The 17,153-nt window shown below is 69.5% G+C and carries 15 protein-coding genes; 9 read left to right on the plus strand and 6 right to left on the minus strand.

The genetic code is table 11. The features are described from left to right. Nucleotides 1-67 precede the first annotated feature (67 nt). The 4 genes from phbB (AC6CH2_RS00005) to gluQRS form a co-directional block, all read right to left on the minus strand. A complete protein-coding gene (gene phbB / locus AC6CH2_RS00005; protein WP_498267386.1) occupies nt 68-808 on the minus strand; it encodes an acetoacetyl-CoA reductase in 741 nt (246 codons plus the stop codon). A gap of 127 nt (nt 809-935) precedes the next feature. Further along, complete coding sequence (phaR, locus tag AC6CH2_RS00010; RefSeq protein WP_036147922.1) at nt 936-1,421, minus strand: polyhydroxyalkanoate synthesis repressor PhaR; 486 nt, start codon at nt 1,419-1,421, stop codon at nt 936-938. A gap of 321 nt (nt 1,422-1,742) precedes the next feature. After that, nucleotides 1,743-2,483: an acetoacetyl-CoA reductase gene (gene phbB / locus AC6CH2_RS00015; protein ID WP_498267387.1), complete on the minus strand. Its 741-nt coding sequence runs from the start codon at nt 2,481-2,483 to the stop codon at nt 1,743-1,745. Between the two features lie 42 nt (nt 2,484-2,525). Next, complete coding sequence (gluQRS, locus tag AC6CH2_RS00020) at nt 2,526-3,482, minus strand: tRNA glutamyl-Q(34) synthetase GluQRS (protein WP_498267388.1); 957 nt, start codon at nt 3,480-3,482, stop codon at nt 2,526-2,528. Between the two features lie 237 nt (nt 3,483-3,719). On the opposite strand from gluQRS, the gene htpX reads away from it, so the two are divergent. Continuing rightward, the gene (gene htpX, locus AC6CH2_RS00025) at nt 3,720-4,634 is read left to right on the plus strand and encodes a protease HtpX (protein WP_498267389.1); all 915 of its coding nucleotides are present in this window, start codon (nt 3,720-3,722) and stop codon (nt 4,632-4,634) included. Between the two features lie 286 nt (nt 4,635-4,920). On the opposite strand, the gene AC6CH2_RS00030 is transcribed toward htpX, so the two are convergent. Beyond that, nucleotides 4,921-7,014, minus strand: a complete 2,094-nt coding sequence (locus tag AC6CH2_RS00030; protein ID WP_498267390.1) for an EAL domain-containing response regulator — start codon at nt 7,012-7,014, stop codon at nt 4,921-4,923. Nucleotides 7,015-7,190: 176 nt separating this feature from the next. After that, nucleotides 7,191-8,240: an EF-P beta-lysylation protein EpmB gene (epmB, locus tag AC6CH2_RS00035; RefSeq protein ID WP_498267391.1), complete on the minus strand. Its 1,050-nt coding sequence runs from the start codon at nt 8,238-8,240 to the stop codon at nt 7,191-7,193. A gap of 260 nt (nt 8,241-8,500) precedes the next feature. Here epmB and efp point away from each other — a divergent pair, with 260 nt between their 5' ends. From efp to AC6CH2_RS00075, 8 genes are all read left to right on the plus strand, one after another. Next, nucleotides 8,501-9,067 (plus strand): elongation factor P, encoded by a 567-nt coding sequence (gene efp / locus AC6CH2_RS00040; RefSeq protein WP_435397330.1) that lies wholly within the window; start codon nt 8,501-8,503, stop codon nt 9,065-9,067. A 268-nt stretch (nt 9,068-9,335) separates the two neighbouring features. Continuing rightward, nucleotides 9,336-10,676, plus strand: coding sequence for a TRZ/ATZ family hydrolase (locus AC6CH2_RS00045; RefSeq protein ID WP_498267392.1), 1,341 nt, complete (start codon nt 9,336-9,338; stop codon nt 10,674-10,676). A gap of 291 nt (nt 10,677-10,967) precedes the next feature. Next, on the plus strand, nt 10,968-11,735 hold the full coding sequence (gene ubiG / locus AC6CH2_RS00050) for a bifunctional 2-polyprenyl-6-hydroxyphenol methylase/3-demethylubiquinol 3-O-methyltransferase UbiG (RefSeq protein ID WP_498267393.1): 768 nt from the start codon (nt 10,968-10,970) through the stop codon (nt 11,733-11,735). After that, nucleotides 11,732-12,436 (plus strand): phosphoglycolate phosphatase, encoded by a 705-nt coding sequence (locus tag AC6CH2_RS00055; RefSeq protein ID WP_498267394.1) that lies wholly within the window; start codon nt 11,732-11,734, stop codon nt 12,434-12,436. The genes ubiG and AC6CH2_RS00055 overlap by 4 nt, the downstream gene beginning before the upstream one ends. Next, a complete protein-coding gene (locus tag AC6CH2_RS00060) occupies nt 12,418-13,170 on the plus strand; it encodes an isoprenoid biosynthesis enzyme family protein (protein WP_498267395.1) in 753 nt (250 codons plus the stop codon). The genes AC6CH2_RS00055 and AC6CH2_RS00060 overlap by 19 nt, the downstream gene beginning before the upstream one ends. Before the next feature lie 89 nt (nt 13,171-13,259). Next, nucleotides 13,260-14,201, plus strand: a complete 942-nt coding sequence (gene folE2, locus AC6CH2_RS00065; protein WP_498267396.1) for a GTP cyclohydrolase FolE2 — start codon at nt 13,260-13,262, stop codon at nt 14,199-14,201. A 367-nt stretch (nt 14,202-14,568) separates the two neighbouring features. Continuing rightward, a complete protein-coding gene (locus tag AC6CH2_RS00070; RefSeq protein WP_498267397.1) occupies nt 14,569-16,287 on the plus strand; it encodes a diguanylate cyclase in 1,719 nt (572 codons plus the stop codon). Then, nucleotides 16,284-17,150 (plus strand): hypothetical protein, encoded by an 867-nt coding sequence (locus tag AC6CH2_RS00075; protein WP_498267398.1) that lies wholly within the window; start codon nt 16,284-16,286, stop codon nt 17,148-17,150. The genes AC6CH2_RS00070 and AC6CH2_RS00075 overlap by 4 nt, the downstream gene beginning before the upstream one ends. The last annotated feature ends 3 nt before the right edge of the window (nt 17,151-17,153 follow it).

Here is a 17,153-nt window from a genome sequence, read left to right on the forward strand (position 1 = left end):
CCCGAGTCCCGAGTCCCGAGTCCCGAGTCCCGAGTCCCGAGTCCCGAGTCCCGAGTCCCGAGCATCCTCAGAAACTCATGAACAACCCGCCGTTGACCGGAATATTGGCGCCGGTGATGAAACCGGCCTCGTCGGCGGTCAGGAACTCGACGGTGCGGGCGATTTCGCTGGGCTTGCCCAGGCGGCCCACGGGGACGCTGTCGACGATGCGGCTGCGGATGTCTTCGGGCACGGCCATGACCATCGCGGTCTCGCAGTAGCCCGGGGACACCGAGTTGACGGTGACGCCCTTGCGCGCCACTTCGCGCGCCAGGGCCATGGTGAAGCCGTGCATGCCGGCCTTCGCCGCGGAATAGTTGGTCTGGCCGAACTGGCCGGTCTGGCCGTTGACCGAGCTGATGTTGACGATGCGGCCGAAGCCGCGCTCGGTCATGCCGTCGACGGCGTGGCGGCAAAGATTGAACACCCCGTCGAGGTTGACGCTCAGCACGTCGTCCCAGGCGCGCTTGTCCATCTTGCGCAGGCTGCCGTCGCGGGTAATGCCGGCTGCGTTGACCAGGATGTCGATGGCGCCGTCGTCCCCGACGATGCGTTCGATCGCCGCGCCGCAGTCGTCGTAGTCGGCGACGTTGGCGGCTTCGAAACGGATGTCGAGCTCGCCGGTGAGCGCGGCGAACTCGGCGATGCGTTCTTCGCGGGTGCCCAGGTCGAGGGCGACCACGCGGCGGCCGGCGCGGGCCAGCGAGAGGCAGATCTCGGTGCCGAGACCGCCGATGCCGCCACTGACGACGGCGATGCGTTTGCTCATGGAGTTCTATCTCATGCGAAAGGCACGGTGCATGCACGCGCCCGGGCCGTCCCCCGACGGCCCGACAAGAAACCACGCGCCACGACCGCGGCAGGCGGTCAAACGGCGCGCAACAAAAAAGCGCGGCTCAACGCTCGCGCTTGTCGGTCTTCTGCTTCGGCGTCGTGGGCTGGCCTACGTTGCCGGACAGGTTCTGCTGGAACTCTTTCCACAGGGTCAGATTGCGCTCGGTGAGCTGGTTCATCATCGCCCAGGGCGTCTGCCCCAGCATGCCGCCCATCTGGTTGCGGAACTGTTGCTGCTGATCCAGGAACACCTGCATCGAGCGTTCCAGGTAGTTGCCCATGAAGCCCTGCAGCGAGTCGCCGTAGAACCGGATGATCTGGCTCAGCAACTGGGTGGACAGCACCGGCTCGCCGTCCTGCTCGTGTTCGGAAATGATCTGCAGCAGGACCTGACGGGTCAGGTCGTCGCCGGAGCGCGCATCGCGGACTTCGAATTCCTCGCCATCGACGATCAGCTGACGCACGTCTTCGATGGTGATGTAGCTGGAGATCTCCGTGTCGTACAGACGACGGTTCGGATACTTCTTGATAATTCGGGTCGAGGCCATGGAGCTTTGGCTCTAAAACGTGGTGCCTTGCAGCATGGCTCAGGGCGCAAGGGCTTGCAACAGGTACGGCGTTCCGGGCTGCGCCGCTTGTCGCGGAGGCTTCGCAGCCGGCGTTTCGGCGGGCAGGGCGGTGCCGCGCAGCCGGTTACGGGCTTGCGGAAGTTATAGCGGACAGGGCGTTTGCGCGGCGCGGCCACGGCGGTGTCGCGTCGGTGCGCGAAGGCGGGCCCGGTCGCGGGCCGGAGCCGGAGACCCTGAACAGGTCTCCGGCGCGGCGCAGGTCTTGCTGCGGCGTCGACAGCCGCAGTTCGTCTGCCGTCCTTACCAGCCCATGTACTGGCCGCCGTTGGCGGACAGATTGGCGCCGGTGATCCAGCTGGCTTCGTCGGGGATGAAGAAGCCGACCGCATAGGCGATCTCGTCCGGGGTGCCGAGGCGGCCGGTCGGGATCTGCGCGACGATCTTGTTGCGCACGTCCTCGGGCACCGCCATGACCATGTCGGTGCCGATGTAGCCCGGGGAGACGGTGTTGACGGTGATGCCGAACTTCGCGTTCTCCTGCGCCAGCGAAATCGTGAAGCCGTGCATGCCGGCCTTGGCCGCGGCGTAGTTGGCCTGGCCGTACTGGCCCTTCTGGCCGTTGATCGAGCTGATCTGCACGATCCGGCCCCACTTGCGCTCGCGCATGCCTTCGATCACCGGACGGGTGACGTTGAAGCAGGAATTGAGGTTGGTGGCGATGACCTCGCTCCACTGCTGCGAGGTCATGCGGTGGAAAGTGGAGTCGCGGGTGATGCCGGCGTTGTTGACCAGGATGTCGACCGGGCCGAGCTGGGACTCGACGCCGCGGACCAGGGCTTCGGCCTGCTCGGGCGAGGAGACGTCGCCGCTGGCGATCGCCACGTCGATGCCGAGTTCCTTCATCTGCGCCTGCCAGGCGCGGCCCTTGGCCTCGTCTCGATAGTTGGTCGCTACCTTGTGGCCCATCTTGGCGAGGCGTTGGACGATCGAGGTGCCGATGCCACCGGTGCCGCCGGTGACGAGTGCAACGCGTGACTGCATCTGTACTCTCCTTGACCGCGACCGCGCGGTCTCGGACCGATTCTAGACAGCATTCGTCAAAGGATCGTTGTGCATCGCGGCGAGAGCGTCAGCACATTTCGGAATCTGTGCCGGACTAAACGAAACCTGCGCGCGTTCGAGCAGTTCCGTGACGGTCGCTACCGCGTCCAGGGCCTGCGGGTCCTGGCCGAGGCGGCGCCAGGCCGCGCGCAGCGCGGGCAGGGGATCGCCGGCATCGACCGGCCGGGCGGCGTCGGACTTGGACAGTTTGCGGCCCTGGGCGTCGAGCAGCAGCGGCAGGTGCGCGTAGCGCGGCGTCGGCAGGCCGAGCGCGGCCTGCAGCAGGATCTGGCGCGGCGTCGAATCGAGCAGGTCGGCGCCGCGCACGACGTCGCTGATCGCCTGCTCGGCATCGTCGACCACGACCGCGAGTTGGTAGGCCCAGTAGCCGTCGGCGCGGCGCAGGACGAAGTCGCCGACTTCGCGGGCGACGTCCTGCGACTGCGCTCCGCGCACGGCGTCGTCGAACTCGACCACCGTGCCCTCGGCGACGCGCAGACGCACCGCCGGCTGCGGCGCGGCGCGGCCGTGGCGCGGCGCGTGCGCGACGCAGCGGCGGTGGATGCCGTGGTTCGCCGCCAGGTCGCTGCGGCTGCAGTGACAGAAGAAGGCGCGGCCTTCGTCGAGCAGGCGCTCGAGCGCGGCCTGATAAAGGGCGCCGCGCGCGCTCTGGCGGACGATCGCCTCGTCGCTGTCCAGGCCGAACCCGGCCAGGGTGCGCAGCTGGCGTTCGGCCGCGCCGGGAACTTCGCGCGGCGGGTCGAGGTCTTCGATACGGACCAGCCAGGCGCCGCCATGATGGCGGGCGAGCAGCCAACTGCCGAACGCGGCCAGCAGAGAACCCGGATGCAGGTCGCCGGTCGGCGAGGGCGCGAAACGGCCCCGGTACGGCGCGTCCGTCCGGTCAGGCGCAGCGGTCGGCGAAGGATGTCCGGACAATGAACGACAACTCCGGTTGCGGCGGGTCTTAGCCGGATTCTCGTTGAATTAACGGCGTCTTCGCCACATTTGCTTAGCAGCGGCACGCGCCGCGTTTCGAGATCCGGCGGCGCCGCCGCGCATTCGAGACCAGTAGGCGCTACCGCGCATACGAGACCGGGCGGCGATGCCGCCTTCGGACAGGGACGTCGACTGAAGCCGCGCACGGTGCGCGGCAACGACAGAGCCCGTACGACCATGTTCAAACGCATAGCCCTCTTCCTGGCCACCAACCTGGCCGTGCTGGTCCTGCTCGGCATCGTCATGACGGTGCTGCAGAACGTCTTCGGCATCCGCCTGGGCAACAACGGCGGCATTCTGGTCATGGCGGCGGTGTTCGGTTTCGGCGGCTCGATGATTTCGCTGCTGATGTCGAAGTGGATCGCCAAGCGAACGACCGGCGCCTACGTGATCGAGCAGCCTCGCGACGAGACCGAGCAGTGGCTGGTCGCGACCGTGCGCCGCCAGGCCGAAGCGGCCGGCATCGGCATGCCCGAGGTCGCGGTCTACGACGCCCCGGAGATCAACGCCTTCGCCACCGGCGCCAACCGCAACGCGGCTTTGGTCGCGGTTTCGACCGGACTGATACGGGCGATGAGCCGCGACGAAGCCGAAGCGGTCCTCGCCCATGAGGTCAGCCACGTCGCCAACGGCGACATGGTGACGATGGCCTTGATCCAGGGCGTGCTGAACACCTTCGTGCTGTTCGCCGCGCGTATCGTCGGCGGGTGGATCGACGCGATGCTCGGCGGCCAGCGCGAGTCGCGCGGCCCCGGCCTGTTCTATTTCGTGGTGGTGATGGTGCTGGACGTGGTGTTCGGCCTGATCGCCAGCATGATCGCGATGGCGTTCTCGCGTCACCGCGAGTTCCGCGCCGATGCCGGCGGCGCGCAGTTGGCCGGCCGCCACAAGATGATCGCCGCGCTGCAGCGGTTGTCGCAGACCTACGGCCAGAGCACCTTGCCGAACCAGGTCCAGGCGTTCGGCATCAGCGGCGCGGTCGGCCATGGGTTCGCGCGTTTGATGCGCAGCCATCCGCCGCTGGAAGAACGCATCGAGGCGCTGCGCAACGCGCCGGAGCAGCGTCCGAGCGGCCGCGCGGTGGTGCGGTGAGGCGCGCGGGGGGCTAGGGCAATAGAGCAAGTCCCCTGGCTCCCTCAACAAACGGGGGCGGCAGCGGCATGCAGATCGTTTGCTGCGACTTCGTCAGTCACAGAAAAACCGCCTTTCGGCGGTTTTTCTGTTGCAACCTGAGCCTGGGGGGTCTTAGCCTTTTCCCGAGTCCCGAGTCCCGAGTCCCGAGTCCCGAGTCCCGAGTCCCGAGTCCCGAGTCCCGAGTCCCGAGTCCCGAGTCCCGAGTCCCGAGTCCCGAGTCCCGAGTCCCGAGTCCCGAGAAAACCTACTGGAAGTCGTAATCCATGTCCGGTCCGGCCGCGGCCAGGAAGTGGCCCTGGGCGTAGTCGATGCCGGCGCCGAACAACAGGCTCATGCTGGCCGCGTCCTGGACGAATTCGGCGATGGTCTGCCGGCCCAGTTCGCGCGCCTTCTCGGCGATTTCGCGAATCCGCTGTTGGTGGTCGGGGTTCGCGGTCAGGTCGATCATGTAGCCGCGATCGATCTTGAGGAAGGCCGCGTCGAAGTGATTGAGCAACTGGAACGAGTTGAGGCCGGCGCCGAACTGCTCCAGGCCGACGCGTACGCCGTACTGGGAGATGCGCGACTGCAGTTCCTGGGCGGCGCGCAGGTTGGTGAAGACCTTGGACTCGGGCAGTTGCAGGACCAGCAGTTTGCCGTCCGCGCCGTACTTGGCCAATTGCTCGACCACGTGCTGGATCAGGCTTTCGTCCTGCAGCGAGGCCTGGGTGATCTTGACCAGCAAGGTCGTGCGGCGGCCCTGGCGCATGCGCTCGCCGATCACCTGGATGGCCTTGCCGACCACCCAGCGGTCGATCTCCCACAGCAGGCCGTGTTCTTCGGCGATCTGCAGGAACGACAGCGGCTGCACCAGTTCGCCGCCGGCTTCGCCCGAGGGGCTGTTCTGCATGCGCAGGTAGGCCTCGTACATCTCCATCGGCTCGCCGTGCAGGTTGATCAGCGGCTGGTAGTTCATGACGAAGCGGTCGGCGTCGAGGGCGTCGCGGATGCGTCCGACCCAGGCGGCGATGCGCTCTTCCTCGGCGCGGTCGGTCGCGCCGGGGTCGAACAGCTCGGTGCGGTTGCCGCCGACGTCGCTGGCCGACTGCAGGCACTGGTTGGCCTTGCCGAGCACGGCGGTGACGCTGGCGATCTTCTCGCCGATCTGCACGCCGCCGACGCTGGCGGTGGCGCTCAGCGACAGGCTGTCGGTTTCCAGCACGTGGTCGGCGAAGGCCGCGCGGATGCCCTCGGCGAGGTTGGAGGTATGCATGTGGTCGCTGTGCCGGGTCAGCACCGCGAACTGGTGCTCGCCGAACCGCGCGGCGATGTCTTCCGGGCCGATCGCCGCGCGCAGGCGCTCGCCGCAGGCGGCGATCAACTGGTCGGCCTGGTCCAGGCCGATTTCCTGCAACAGCTGGTTGTAGTGGTCGGGCTCGATCAGCAGCAAGCCGTGATGGGCCGAGTTCTGCGCCGCATCCGACACCGCGTCTTCGAGCGTGCGCAGGAAGGTGGCGCGGTTGAGCAGGCCGGTAACCTGGTCGCGCTGGCGCAGCGCCTCCACCTCGCGGGCGAGCTCGGGGTCGATCTCCTGGCGGCGCAGCACCACCTGCAGGCAGTGTTCGCCTTCGTAGGTGGCCGCGGTGAACTCCATCACCGCCGGGAAGGCGTTGCCGTCGAGTGCGCGGGCCTGGGTCTCATAGCTCGGCGGCGGCGGTTCGCCCTTGCTGAGCTGCTTGAGCAATTGCTTGAAGCCGTCGACCTGGGACGGCGCGACCAGGTCGAGCAGGGACATGCCTTCGATGTCCTCGAAGGACTCGAAGCCGAAGATTTCCAGGTACGCGGCATTGGCACGGATGTGCATGCCTTCGTGGATGTAGGCGATCGGGTCGCGCGAGGAATCGATCAGCGCGTCGCAGCGGCGCTCGGTCTCGCGCACCTGGGCTTCGAGGCGGCGCAAGGAGCGGCGCGCTTCCAGGTCGGCCCATTCGGCGCGCACCGCGTTCTGGACGTGGGCGATGTTGGAGCGCAGCACCACGCCGCGCGCACCGATCTCCAGCGCGCCGAGCAGGGCGGCGTCGTCGATCGATTCCAGCAGCACCAGCACCGGCAGGTCCTTGCCGCTGGCGTCGACGCTCTGCATCAGCTTGGCCAGCGAGACGTTGCGCGAGTTGCGCGCCGCCAGCACCAGGTCCGGTGGATGCTGCAGGATCAGTGCGGCGACTTCCTGTTCGTTTTCCGGCCGTGTCGGCCGTACCGCGATGCCGCTGTTGCGTAGCCCGCTGACAATGGCCTCCGCCGCCTCGACGCTGTCGTCGACGATCAACAAGCGCAGCACCATGTCTTTGCCGAATTGCATTGACCACCTCCGTGGGCCGGTTTTATGACATGAAGCGCCGGCCTCGTCCATGCACGGTCGAGAATCTGTGACCCGTTGAGGGGTTCGATCGCGCCGCGGACGCACGCCGCGGGCGCTTGTGCGTCCGCGTGCGCAGCCTTGGCGTTCCCCAATCAAACCCCAACCAGATTACAACCTTACAACGGACGCTTGCCCGGGTCGCCTGCCACTTCGCGCACCAGCTTGGGCACCAGGTAGCCCGACAGGCGCGCGGCCAGCTGCCGGTGCAGCTCGCGGGCGCGCCCGTCGTCGATCTCGAAATGGGCCGAACCCTGGACCCGGTCGAGCTGGTGCAGGTAGTAGGGCAGCACGCCGGCGGCGTAGCTGCGTTCGCTCAGCGCGGCCAGGGCCTCGACGCTGTCGTTGACTCCGCGCAGCAGCACCGCCTGGTTGAGCAAGGTCGCGCCGGCGCCGCGCAGTCGGCGCGCCGCCGCGTCGACCTCGGCGTCGAATTCGCGCGCGTGGTTGGCGTGCAGCACCACCGCGACCGGCCACGGCAGGAGTTCGAGCCAGGCCAGCAGGGCGGTGTCGACGCGCTCGGGCAGGACCACCGGCAGGCGGGTGTGGATGCGCAGGCGCTTGAGGTGAGGCACCTGGGCCAGGGCCTGGCTCAGTTCCTCGAGCTTGGGCGTGGCGAGCGACCAGGGGTCGCCGCCGGACAGGACCACCTCGTCGATATCGGCGTCGGCGGCGATCGCGGCCACCGCGTCGCGCCAGCCGCCGGCCGCGGCGGTTTCCTCGGCATAGGGAAAGTGACGGCGGAAGCAGTAGCGGCAGTGGATCGCGCAACTGCCGGTGGCGATCAGCAGGGCGCGGCCGCGGTATTTGCGGATCACCCCGTGGCCGGCCTTGGCCGCGCCGTCGCCGACCGCGTCCAGGCTGAAGCCCGGCATCGGCCGCAGCTCCTCGTCCAGCGGCAGGACCTGGCGCAGCAGCGGGTCGTGCGGGTCGCCGTGGCGCATGCGCGCGACGAAACCGCGCGGCACCCGCAGCGGGAACTGCGCCGCGGCCTCGTCCGACAGGGCCAGCGCCGCATCGGACAGGCCGAGCAGGGCCAGCAGCTCGCGCGGATCGCGCACCGCGTCGCGCCACAGCGCCTGCCAGCGCGCGCCCGCGGCCGGCGGACCGGAGGTCGAGCCCGTGGGTGGGGTGGCCTGCTGTAAGGAGGCGTGAGCTGCGGGTATCATGCGGGGCTAGCCTTCAGGGTTCCGATTACGGCGCCCGGGTCCCGCCGCCGCGGTGAATCGCAGCGGAGGGCCGGCGCAGCCCGACATTCTAGCCTTCCGCCGCCACAGGCAGGTCCCCCGCATCGCGGACCCCTGGGCCCGTCGCAGGCCGGCCCGGGAGCGTGCCGGACGACGGCCGCGGCCACCGCCGGCACCGCCCGGTGCGGGGGTGACCGGAACCCAAACGCAACGCCACACTCATTATTCGCAGGAGTTTCAGCATGGCCAGCTATGGCATGAACGACGTCAAGAACGGGATGAAGATCCTCGTCAACAACGAGCCTTGCGTCATCACCGACACCGAGTACGTCAAGCCGGGCAAGGGCCAGGCCTTCACCCGCGTGAAGTACCGCAACATCAAGACCGGCCGCGTGGTCGAAATGACCATGAAGGCGACCGACGACCTCGAGGCCGCCGACGTCATCGACACCGACATGCAGTACCTCTACACCGACGGCGAGTACTGGCACTTCATGAACCAGGAAAGCTTCGAGCAGGTCCAGGCCGACAAGTCCGGCATGGGCGGCGCGGAGAAGTGGCTCAAGGGCGAAGAGGCCTGCGTGGTGACCCTGTGGAACGGCGTGCCGATCATGGTCCAGCCGCCGAACTTCGTCGAACTGAAGATCGTCGAGACCGACCCGGGCGTGCGCGGCGATACCTCGGGCGGCGGCGGCAAGCCGGCGACCCTGGAAACCGGCGCGGTGGTGCGCGTGCCGCTGTTCGTCGGCCAGGACGAGATCATCAAGGTCGACACTCGTTCGGGCGAGTACTTCAGCCGCGCCAAGTGAGTCGAGTTTGGGCCGTGGCCGCCCTGGCGGCCGCGGTCCGGTCGCGGCGCGAGCCGGGCCCTGGCCTGGGTGGCGTCCGCGATCGGCAAGGCCGGCTATCGTCGGTCCGCTGTAATCCGGCCTGCTGTAATCCGGCCTGCTGTAATCCGTGCCGCTGTAATCCGGCCAGCCCACAATCGAGGTCCGGTGCGAGCCGGGCCGGTGGCCGCACGGTGCCCCGCCCAGCGCCTGCCGCGCCGGTGCCCCACAGCCTTACGAGCGAGCGCATATGACCCACGAACACCCGCCCATCGCCTGCGACCTGTTGATCGAAGCGGGCTGGGTGGTGCCGGTCGAGCCGCATGCGGTAGTGCTCGAAGACCACGCCGTGGCGGTCAAGGACGGCGTCATCGTCGACTTGCTGCCGACCGCCGAGGCGCGCACGCGCTACGCCGCGGCGCAGACGGTGTCGCGGCCCGAGGCCGCGCTGATCCCGGGCCTGGTCAACGCCCATACCCATAACCCGATGACCCTGCTGCGCGGGATCGCCGACGACCTGCCGCTGATGGAATGGCTGCAGGGCCACATCTGGCCGGTCGAGGCGGCGGTGATCGGGCCGCAGTTCGTCGAAGACGGCATCGCCCTGGCGATCGCCGAGATGCTGCGCGGCGGCACTACCTGCGCCAACGAGAACTATTTCTTCCCCGACGTGCAGGCCGCGGTGTACAAGCGCCACGGCTTCCGGGCGCGGGTCGGCCTGCCGGTGATCGATTTTCCGACCGCCTGGGCCAAGAGTTCCGACGAATACTTCGACCGCGCCGGCGAAGTGCACGACCTGTGGCGCGATGATGCGCTGGTCGCCACCGCGTTCGCGCCGCATGCGCCGTACACGGTCAGCGATGCGAACTTCGAACGCATCCGCATGCTGGCCGACCAGCTCGACCTGCCGATCCACCTGCACACCCACGAGACCGCGCAGGAAGTGGCCGACTCGATCAAGCTGCACGGCCAGCGCCCGCTCGCGCGCCTGGACCGGCTGGGCCTGGTCAGCGACCGCCTGATCGCGGTGCACATGACCCAGCTCACCGACGCCGAGATCGCCTTGTGCGCCGAGCGCGGCGTCAGCGTGGTGCATTGCCCGGAATCCAATCTCAAGCTGGCCTCGGGTTTCTGCCCGGCGTGCAAGCTGGAGCATGCCGGGGTCAACCTGGCGATCGGCACCGACGGCTGCGCCAGCAACAACGACCTCGACATGTTCGGCGAGACCCGCACCGCGGCCCTGCTGGCCAAGGCGGTGGCCAACGACGCCTCGGCGCTGGATGCGTTCAAGTCGCTGCGCGCGGCCACCCTCGGCGGCGCCAGGGCGCTCGGCTATGAGGCCAAGATCGGCTCGATCGAGATCGGCAAGCAGGCCGACCTGGTCTGCGTCGACCTCGGCCAGCTCGAAACCCAGCCGGTGCACCACGTGGTCTCGCAGCTGATGTACGCGACCGGCCGTCACCAGGTCAGCGACGTCTGGATCGCCGGGCGCAGCAAGCTGCGCCAGCGCGAGTTGATCGACATGGACACCGCGGCCCTGATCGCGAACGCCCGGCAATGGCGCGAACGCATCGCGACGATCGGGCGCTGAGCGCGGCGCCGACATCGCGCGCGGCGTCGCCGCCGCGCGGCTTCGAAGCGGCAAGCTTCAAAGCGGCAAGCTTCAAAGCGGCAGGCTTCGAGCCGGCCGGCTGCGAGCCGATCAGCGTCGCGCAGGCCGGCCTCGACAGCGCGTCGGCGCGGTCTGCTTCACACTATCCACCTCGACAGCATCGACCCACACGCCGCGGGCCCGGCCCGCGCCACGCCGGACCGATCCTCCGCGCGCCTTGCGCAAAGAGCACGGTCCGCAACGATCCGCAGCAATGACGGGCAGGAAGTCATGAGCGCAGCCAATTCGACCCCGCACGACCACACCGCAGGCGCCAGCGCCGCGGCCGATCACGACAACTTCAGCCAGGCCGAACTCGACAAGTTCGGCGCGCTGGCCAATCGCTGGTGGGATCCGGAAGGCCCGCAGAAGGCCTTGCACGCGCTCAATCCGGCGCGCCTGGGCTATGTCGCCCAGCGCGCCGCGCTGCGCGATGCGCAGGTGCTCGACGTCGGATGCGGCGGCGGCCTGCTCAGCGAGGCCCTGGCCGCGGCGGGCGCGCAGGTCACCGCGATCGACCTGGCGCCGGAACTGATCAAGGTCGCCAAGCTGCATCGCCTGGAGACCGGCGTCGCGGTCGACTACCGCCTGCAGTCGGCCGAGAGCCTGGCCGGGGAGATGCCGGGCCGCTTCGATGCGATCACCTGCATGGAGATGCTCGAACACGTGCCCGACCCGGCCGCGGTGGTGCGCGCCTGCGCGCGCCTGCTCAAGCCCGGCGGCCGCCTGTTCCTGTCGACCCTCAACCGCACCCCGGCGGCGTTCGCGCTGGCGATCGTCGGCGCCGAGTACGTGGCGCGGGTGCTGCCCAAGGGCACCCATCAGTACCGCGACTTCATCAAGCCGTCCGAACTCGCCGCCTGGTTGCGCGAGGCCGGCCTGCGGATGGAGGACGTCAGCGGCCTGATGTACGAGCCCTGGCGCAACGCGGCGCGGGTGATCTCGCGCACCGACATCAATTACCTGGCCTGCGCAGTGAAGCCGGAGCCCGAGGCATGAGCGCCGCCGCTACGCTCGGGCAGGCTGCGTCGCAGGTCTTTCCGAAGGCGGTGCTGTTCGATCTCGACGGCACCTTGCTCGACAGCGCGCCGGACATGCTCGCGGCCGCCAACCGGATGCGCGCCGACCGCGGCCGCGACCCGATCAGCCTCGACTTGCTGCGGCCGCATGTGTCGAAGGGCTCGCGGGCGATGATCGGCGCGGCCTTTCCCGACATCGACCCCGGCGAGCGCGACGGCTGGGTGCAGGAGTTCCTCGATCTGTACGAACGCGAACTCGGCCTGCACGGCGCACCGTTCGAAGGCATCGAGCCGATGCTGGCGGCGCTGGAGGCGGCCGGCTGCGTCTGGGGCATCGTCACCAATAAACCCGAATACCTCGCGCGCAAGCTGATCCCGTTGCTGGGTTGGCAGACCCGCTGCGCGGTGCTGATCGGCGGCGACACCCTGGCGGTGCGCAAGCCCGATCCGCTGCCGCTGACCCATGCCGCCGAGCTGATCGGCATGCGCCCCGGCGACTGCGTCTACGTCGGCGACGACGAACGCGACATCGTCGCCGCGCGCGCCGCCGGCATGGCCTCGGTGGTGGCGCTGTGGGGCTATCGCCTCAGCGAGGACGACCCGATCGCCTGGCGGGGCGATGTGTTGGTCGAGCTGCCTTCGAGTCTGAGCGAGCCAGGCGCATGGCCGGCGACGCGATGACCGCCGCCGCCGCCGACCGCGACGACGCGCTGGAGGATTTCACCGGCAAGTGGCGCGCGCGCTGGCCGGAATGGTCGGTGGCCGAAGTGTTCGTGCCTCGCGCCCAACGCAGCATCGCGCTGGCCTGGGCCAGCCTGCAGCAGGAACTGACCGATGCCGCCTGGGGCGGCAGCGATGCCGCGCCCGGCGAGGCCAAGCTCGGCTGGTGGGTCGAAGAACTGCAGGGCTGGAGCCAGGGCCGCCGACGGCACCCGCTCGGCCTGGCTCTGCAGCGGCAATCGGCGCCGTGGAAGGCGCTGGCGGTGATGCTGCCGTCGCTGCGCGACAGCCGCGAGCGCCCGGGCGACCGCAACGAAGCCTTCGAGATGCTGACCCCGTTGGCCGAGGCCATCGGCGCCATCGATCTGGCCCTGTTCGGGCCGGTGCCGGGGCAGTCGGCCGAGGCCGCGGTGGCGCCGATCCTGTCGTCGCTGCTGGAGGCCCGGCTCGTCCTGCAGGGCGACGCGGCGGTGCCGCTGAGCGTGGTCGCGCGCACCCTGGCGCGCCCGGGCGACGGCGCGGCGGCCGAATGGAGCCGCGAACTGCTCGCCCAGTGGCCCGCCCGCGGCGGCTCGACCGTGCCGCGGCGGCTGTGGACGGCGCTGGCGCATACCCGCCTGCAACGCGGCGATGCGGCCCGGCCGTTGTCGCCGTGGACCGCGCTGCTGGCGGCCTGGCGCGGCGCCCGCAACTGACCGTTGCAGGGCCGGGCAGGGGGCGTCCGGCCCGTGGGGGCTAGAATGGCGGCGTTGCGTTCCCCCCGCGCGCCCCCATTGTTGCCGTCGTGAATCCTCCCCAGACCCCCACCGCACTGAAGCCCGTCCTGCCCGATGTCGCCTTCGACGCCGCCGCCGCGGCGCGACCGCTCGACTGGGTCGGGATGTCCAACATCGCCTTGCCGCTGCGGATCGCCGCGGCCGACGGCAGCCCGATCCAGGTCGCGGCCTCGGTCGACGTTTCGGTGAATCTGCGCGACGCCGACGCGCGCGGCATCCACATGTCGCGCATGTACCTGCACCTGCAGAACGCCTTCGCCAGCGAGACGGTGACGCCGGCCGGACTGCGCCGGGTGCTGCAGAGCCTGGTCGACGGCCAGGGCGGCATTTCCAGCGCCGCGCGCCTGGTCCTGCGCTACGAGCAACTGTTGCTGCGTCCGGCGCTGGCCAGCCACAACGCCGGCTGGAAGCGCTACCCGGTCGAGATCGACGCGCGCCTGCTCGACGGGCACCTGCACCTGGGCCTGCGTTTCGCGGTCGAATACTCCAGCACCTGTCCGGCCTCGGCGGCGCTGTCGCGCCAGCTGAACGCTCGACGTTTTGCCGACGACTTCGCTGCCGCGCATCCGCTGTCGACTGCGGTGGTCGGCGACTGGCTGGCCTCCGAGCGCGGCCTGGCGGCGACGCCGCACGCCCAGCGCAGCCGCGCCGACGTGCGCGTCGAGCTGCGTCCGGCGTTCGACGAAGTGCCGCTGGTGGCCTTGATCGACGCGATCGAACAGGCGCTCGGCACGCCGGTGCAGACCGCGGTCAAGCGCGAAGACGAGCAGGCTTTCGCCCGCCTCAACGCGGAAAACCTGATGTTCTGCGAAGACGCCGCGCGCCGCGTCGCCGCGGTCTTGTCCCGCGACAAACGCATCGAAACCTTCGATGCGCAGATCGCCCATTTCGAAAGCCTGCACGCGCACGACGCCGTCGCCCGGGTCACCGGCCACGGCGCCCGCGACTGAGCGCCTGCCGGCCGCAGTCGGCGTTCGATGGGCAATGCTCGGCAGCCGACCTCGCATGACCGACGTCCGGTCGTCCGCGTCCGACGACCTGAGTCCGGCGGCCTGGCTCTGACGATCTGTCTCTGACGGCCCGCGTCTGACGGACCACACTGACGGCACGACGCGGCGATGTCCTACGGACCGCCGGCATCGCGCCGAGCCGGCGGACGTGTAGCATCGCCTCCGAGCCGCGGCAGGATCGCTGCGGCAATGCATGGAGGCGTGGGCGAGTGCACAGATTCAAGGCCCAAACCGTGACGGCCCCCTCCACCGGAGCGCGAGGCCCATGGGCTATGCTCGGTTCACCAGACTTGTGACCGGAAGGGGCATGGGGAAACCCTCGCGTCGAGCCTGGCAGACCCTGTTGGTGCTGCTGGGAATGTGGGTGGCGACGATCGTGTCGGCGCAATCCTTGGGCCTGGCTTCGCCGGGCCGCGCCTCCTATGCGTCGCCGTCGCTGAGTCTGTCCCGCCTGGGCCAGGACCCGGTGCCGGCGCGGATACTCGGGGGCGAATTCGATCGCGAGTTCCAGGCGGTGCCCGGCCAGCAGATCACCGCGCCGCGGCGCCAGCCGGTGTGGTGGCGGGTGACGGTCAACCAGGACGTCCCCGGGGCCGACGCGCCGCAACTGGTGATCAGCCGGCCGTACCGGCGCGAGATCGAACTGTGGCGGCCGGGCGACGCGGTACCGCTGCGGCGCTCGATCTACGGGCCCGACACCGACTTCAGCCATTCCACCCGCTTCATCGTGTTTCCGTTGCCGAACGGTTTGCGCCGCGGCGATTCGCTGTACCTGCGCATGCTCACGGTCGACGTGCTGCCGTCGAAGGTGACGATCCAGCCGCTGGCGAAGGTGCAGCGCGAGGACATGCTGCACGTGGGCCTGCGCAGCATCGTGCTGACCGCGATGGGGGTGGCGGCGGTGCTCGCGTTCGGCTTCTGGGCCGGCCTGCGCGAGCGCGGCTACGCTTACCTCGGCCTGACCCTGGTCCTGCAGATCCTGACCCTGACCGCCGACGGCGGCGAGATGCGGGCGATTCCCTGGCTCGACGAAATCGCCCCGGACGGGCGCACCAACGTCGTGCTCAATACCGCGGCGGTGCTCGCCAGCATCCGCTTCCTGATCTTCTTCCTCGGCCTGCGCACCACCCAGCCGAAGGTCGCGCGCATTCTCGACTACTGCAGCGTCTCGCTCGGCGCCTTGTTGCTGGTGTCGCTGTTCCGCACCTGGAAGCACAGCGCGCTGTTCGGCAACCTCAATCTGCTGCTGGTGATCGCGCTGGTGCTGTACTGCACCGTGGTGGCGATCTGGCGGCGCCAGCGCGAAGCCTATTTCCTGTTGCTGGCGTGGTCGCCGTTGATGGTGCTGCTGGTGGTGCTGGTCGGCGCCAATCACCAGTGGTGGCCGGAATACGCCTGGCTGGAATATGCGTTTCCGATCGGCCTGGCCTTCGGCGGGCTCGGCCTGCTGCTCGGCCTGACCTCGAAGCTGCAACAGCTGCGGCGCGACCGCGACACCGCCAACCGCTTGGCCACCTACGACAGCCTGACCGGGGCGATGACCCGCGCGGCGATCTCGCAGAGCCTGCGCGGCGCGGTCGACAGCGCGCACCGCTCGCACCGGCCCTTGTCGGTGGTGTTCTTCGACATCGACCACTTCAAGCGCATCAACGACGAACACGGCCACCGCGTCGGCGATGAAACCCTGCGCATCGTCGCCTTGCGCACCCGAAACCGCTTGCGCGCCTACGACCTGTTCGGCCGCTACGGCGGCGACGAAGTGCTGGTGGTGCTGGCCGACACCTATCTGCGCGATGCGATCCGGGTCGCCGAGCACCTGCGCGAATCGGTCAGCGGCAGTCCGCTGTCGATCGACGGGCGTTTGTTGCCGGTCAGCCTGAGTCTCGGCGTGGCCGAGCTGCGCACCGGCGAAACCCCGGAGCAGTTGCTCGAACGCGCCGACGCCGCGCTGTACGCCAGCAAGTCGGCCGGCCGCGACCGGGTCACCGGCCACAGCGTCGAGCCCGAGCGCGAGGTGGTGGCGTGAACCGGCCGGACGGCCTGGACACCGACGGGGATACGGCGACCGTCTCGGCCGCGCAGTTGCGCACCGGCGATCTGTTGCTGATGCGCGGCCGCAGCGAGCTGGCGAGTCTGAGCGCTTGGTTCGGCGACAGCGACTACGACCACGTGGCCCTGGTCGGCCGCGCCGGTTGCGTGATCGATTTCGGCGCCGGCGGCGTGGTCGAGCCGGCCCTGGACGAGTGCCTCGCCGCCGACCCGATCGCGGTCGACGTGCGCCGGCCGCTGTCGGGGCAGGGCGAGGACTTGCAGGACAACGACCGCATCGCCGTGCTCGCGCATGCCTTGTCCTTGCGCCGGCCGAACTATGCAGGCGATCCCCTGCGCGCGCTCGGCGTGCTCGCCGCGGTGCGCGAGCGCGAATTGCCGCCGCAGGCGGCCTTGCGCCGGGTGCTGTACGAAGCCTTGCAGCGGGTCGCCCGCGCCGGCGCCGATGCGATGACCGCGAGCGAATTCGTCTACCGCTGTTTCGCCGAGAACCCGGTGCAGCCGCCCGGGCGCCTGACGCCGCAGCTGACCCCGATGGCGGCGCGCGCCGCGCCGTTTCCGCAGCTCGACTGGCCGGCGCTGTGGGAACAGATCGCGCCATGGTTGCCCGAAGAGCGCCGCCTGCCGCCCTCGTTCGACAGCGACGACATCGACGAGAGCGATTTCTATATCGCCCTGACCGCGGCGCGTTCGCGGCTCGGCCTGATCTCGACCGGCGCCGGCCTGCTCGCGGCGGGCCCACGCCAGCCGAATCCGAAATGGCTGCGCCTGTGCGAGCTGGAACGCTCGCCGTCGTACCAGCCGCTCGGACGCCTGTATCCGGCGCCCGCCGCGGCCTGAGCG

It is taken from the genome of Lysobacter sp. GQ73 (assembly GCF_059758755.1).

Bases quoted from the DNA above. Each gene is read 5' to 3' on its own strand.
- phbB (WP_498267386.1), bottom strand. From the start codon at position 808: ATGAGCAAACGCATCGCCGTCGTCAGTGGCGGCATCGGCGGTCTCGGC.
- phaR (WP_036147922.1), bottom strand. From the start codon at position 1,421: ATGGCCTCGACCCGAATTATCAAGAAGTATCCGAACCGTCGTCTGTAC.
- phbB (WP_498267387.1), bottom strand. From the start codon at position 2,483: ATGCAGTCACGCGTTGCACTCGTCACCGGCGGCACCGGTGGCATCGGC.
- htpX (WP_498267389.1), top strand. From the start codon at position 3,720: ATGTTCAAACGCATAGCCCTCTTCCTGGCCACCAACCTGGCCGTGCTG.
- AC6CH2_RS00030 (WP_498267390.1), bottom strand. From the start codon at position 7,014: ATGCAATTCGGCAAAGACATGGTGCTGCGCTTGTTGATCGTCGACGAC.
- epmB (WP_498267391.1), bottom strand. From the start codon at position 8,240: ATGATACCCGCAGCTCACGCCTCCTTACAGCAGGCCACCCCACCCACG.
- efp (WP_435397330.1), top strand. From the start codon at position 8,501: ATGGCCAGCTATGGCATGAACGACGTCAAGAACGGGATGAAGATCCTC.
- AC6CH2_RS00045 (WP_498267392.1), top strand. From the start codon at position 9,336: ATGACCCACGAACACCCGCCCATCGCCTGCGACCTGTTGATCGAAGCG.
- ubiG (WP_498267393.1), top strand. From the start codon at position 10,968: ATGAGCGCAGCCAATTCGACCCCGCACGACCACACCGCAGGCGCCAGC.
- AC6CH2_RS00055 (WP_498267394.1), top strand. From the start codon at position 11,732: ATGAGCGCCGCCGCTACGCTCGGGCAGGCTGCGTCGCAGGTCTTTCCG.
- AC6CH2_RS00060 (WP_498267395.1), top strand. From the start codon at position 12,418: ATGGCCGGCGACGCGATGACCGCCGCCGCCGCCGACCGCGACGACGCG.
- AC6CH2_RS00070 (WP_498267397.1), top strand. From the start codon at position 14,569: ATGGGGAAACCCTCGCGTCGAGCCTGGCAGACCCTGTTGGTGCTGCTG.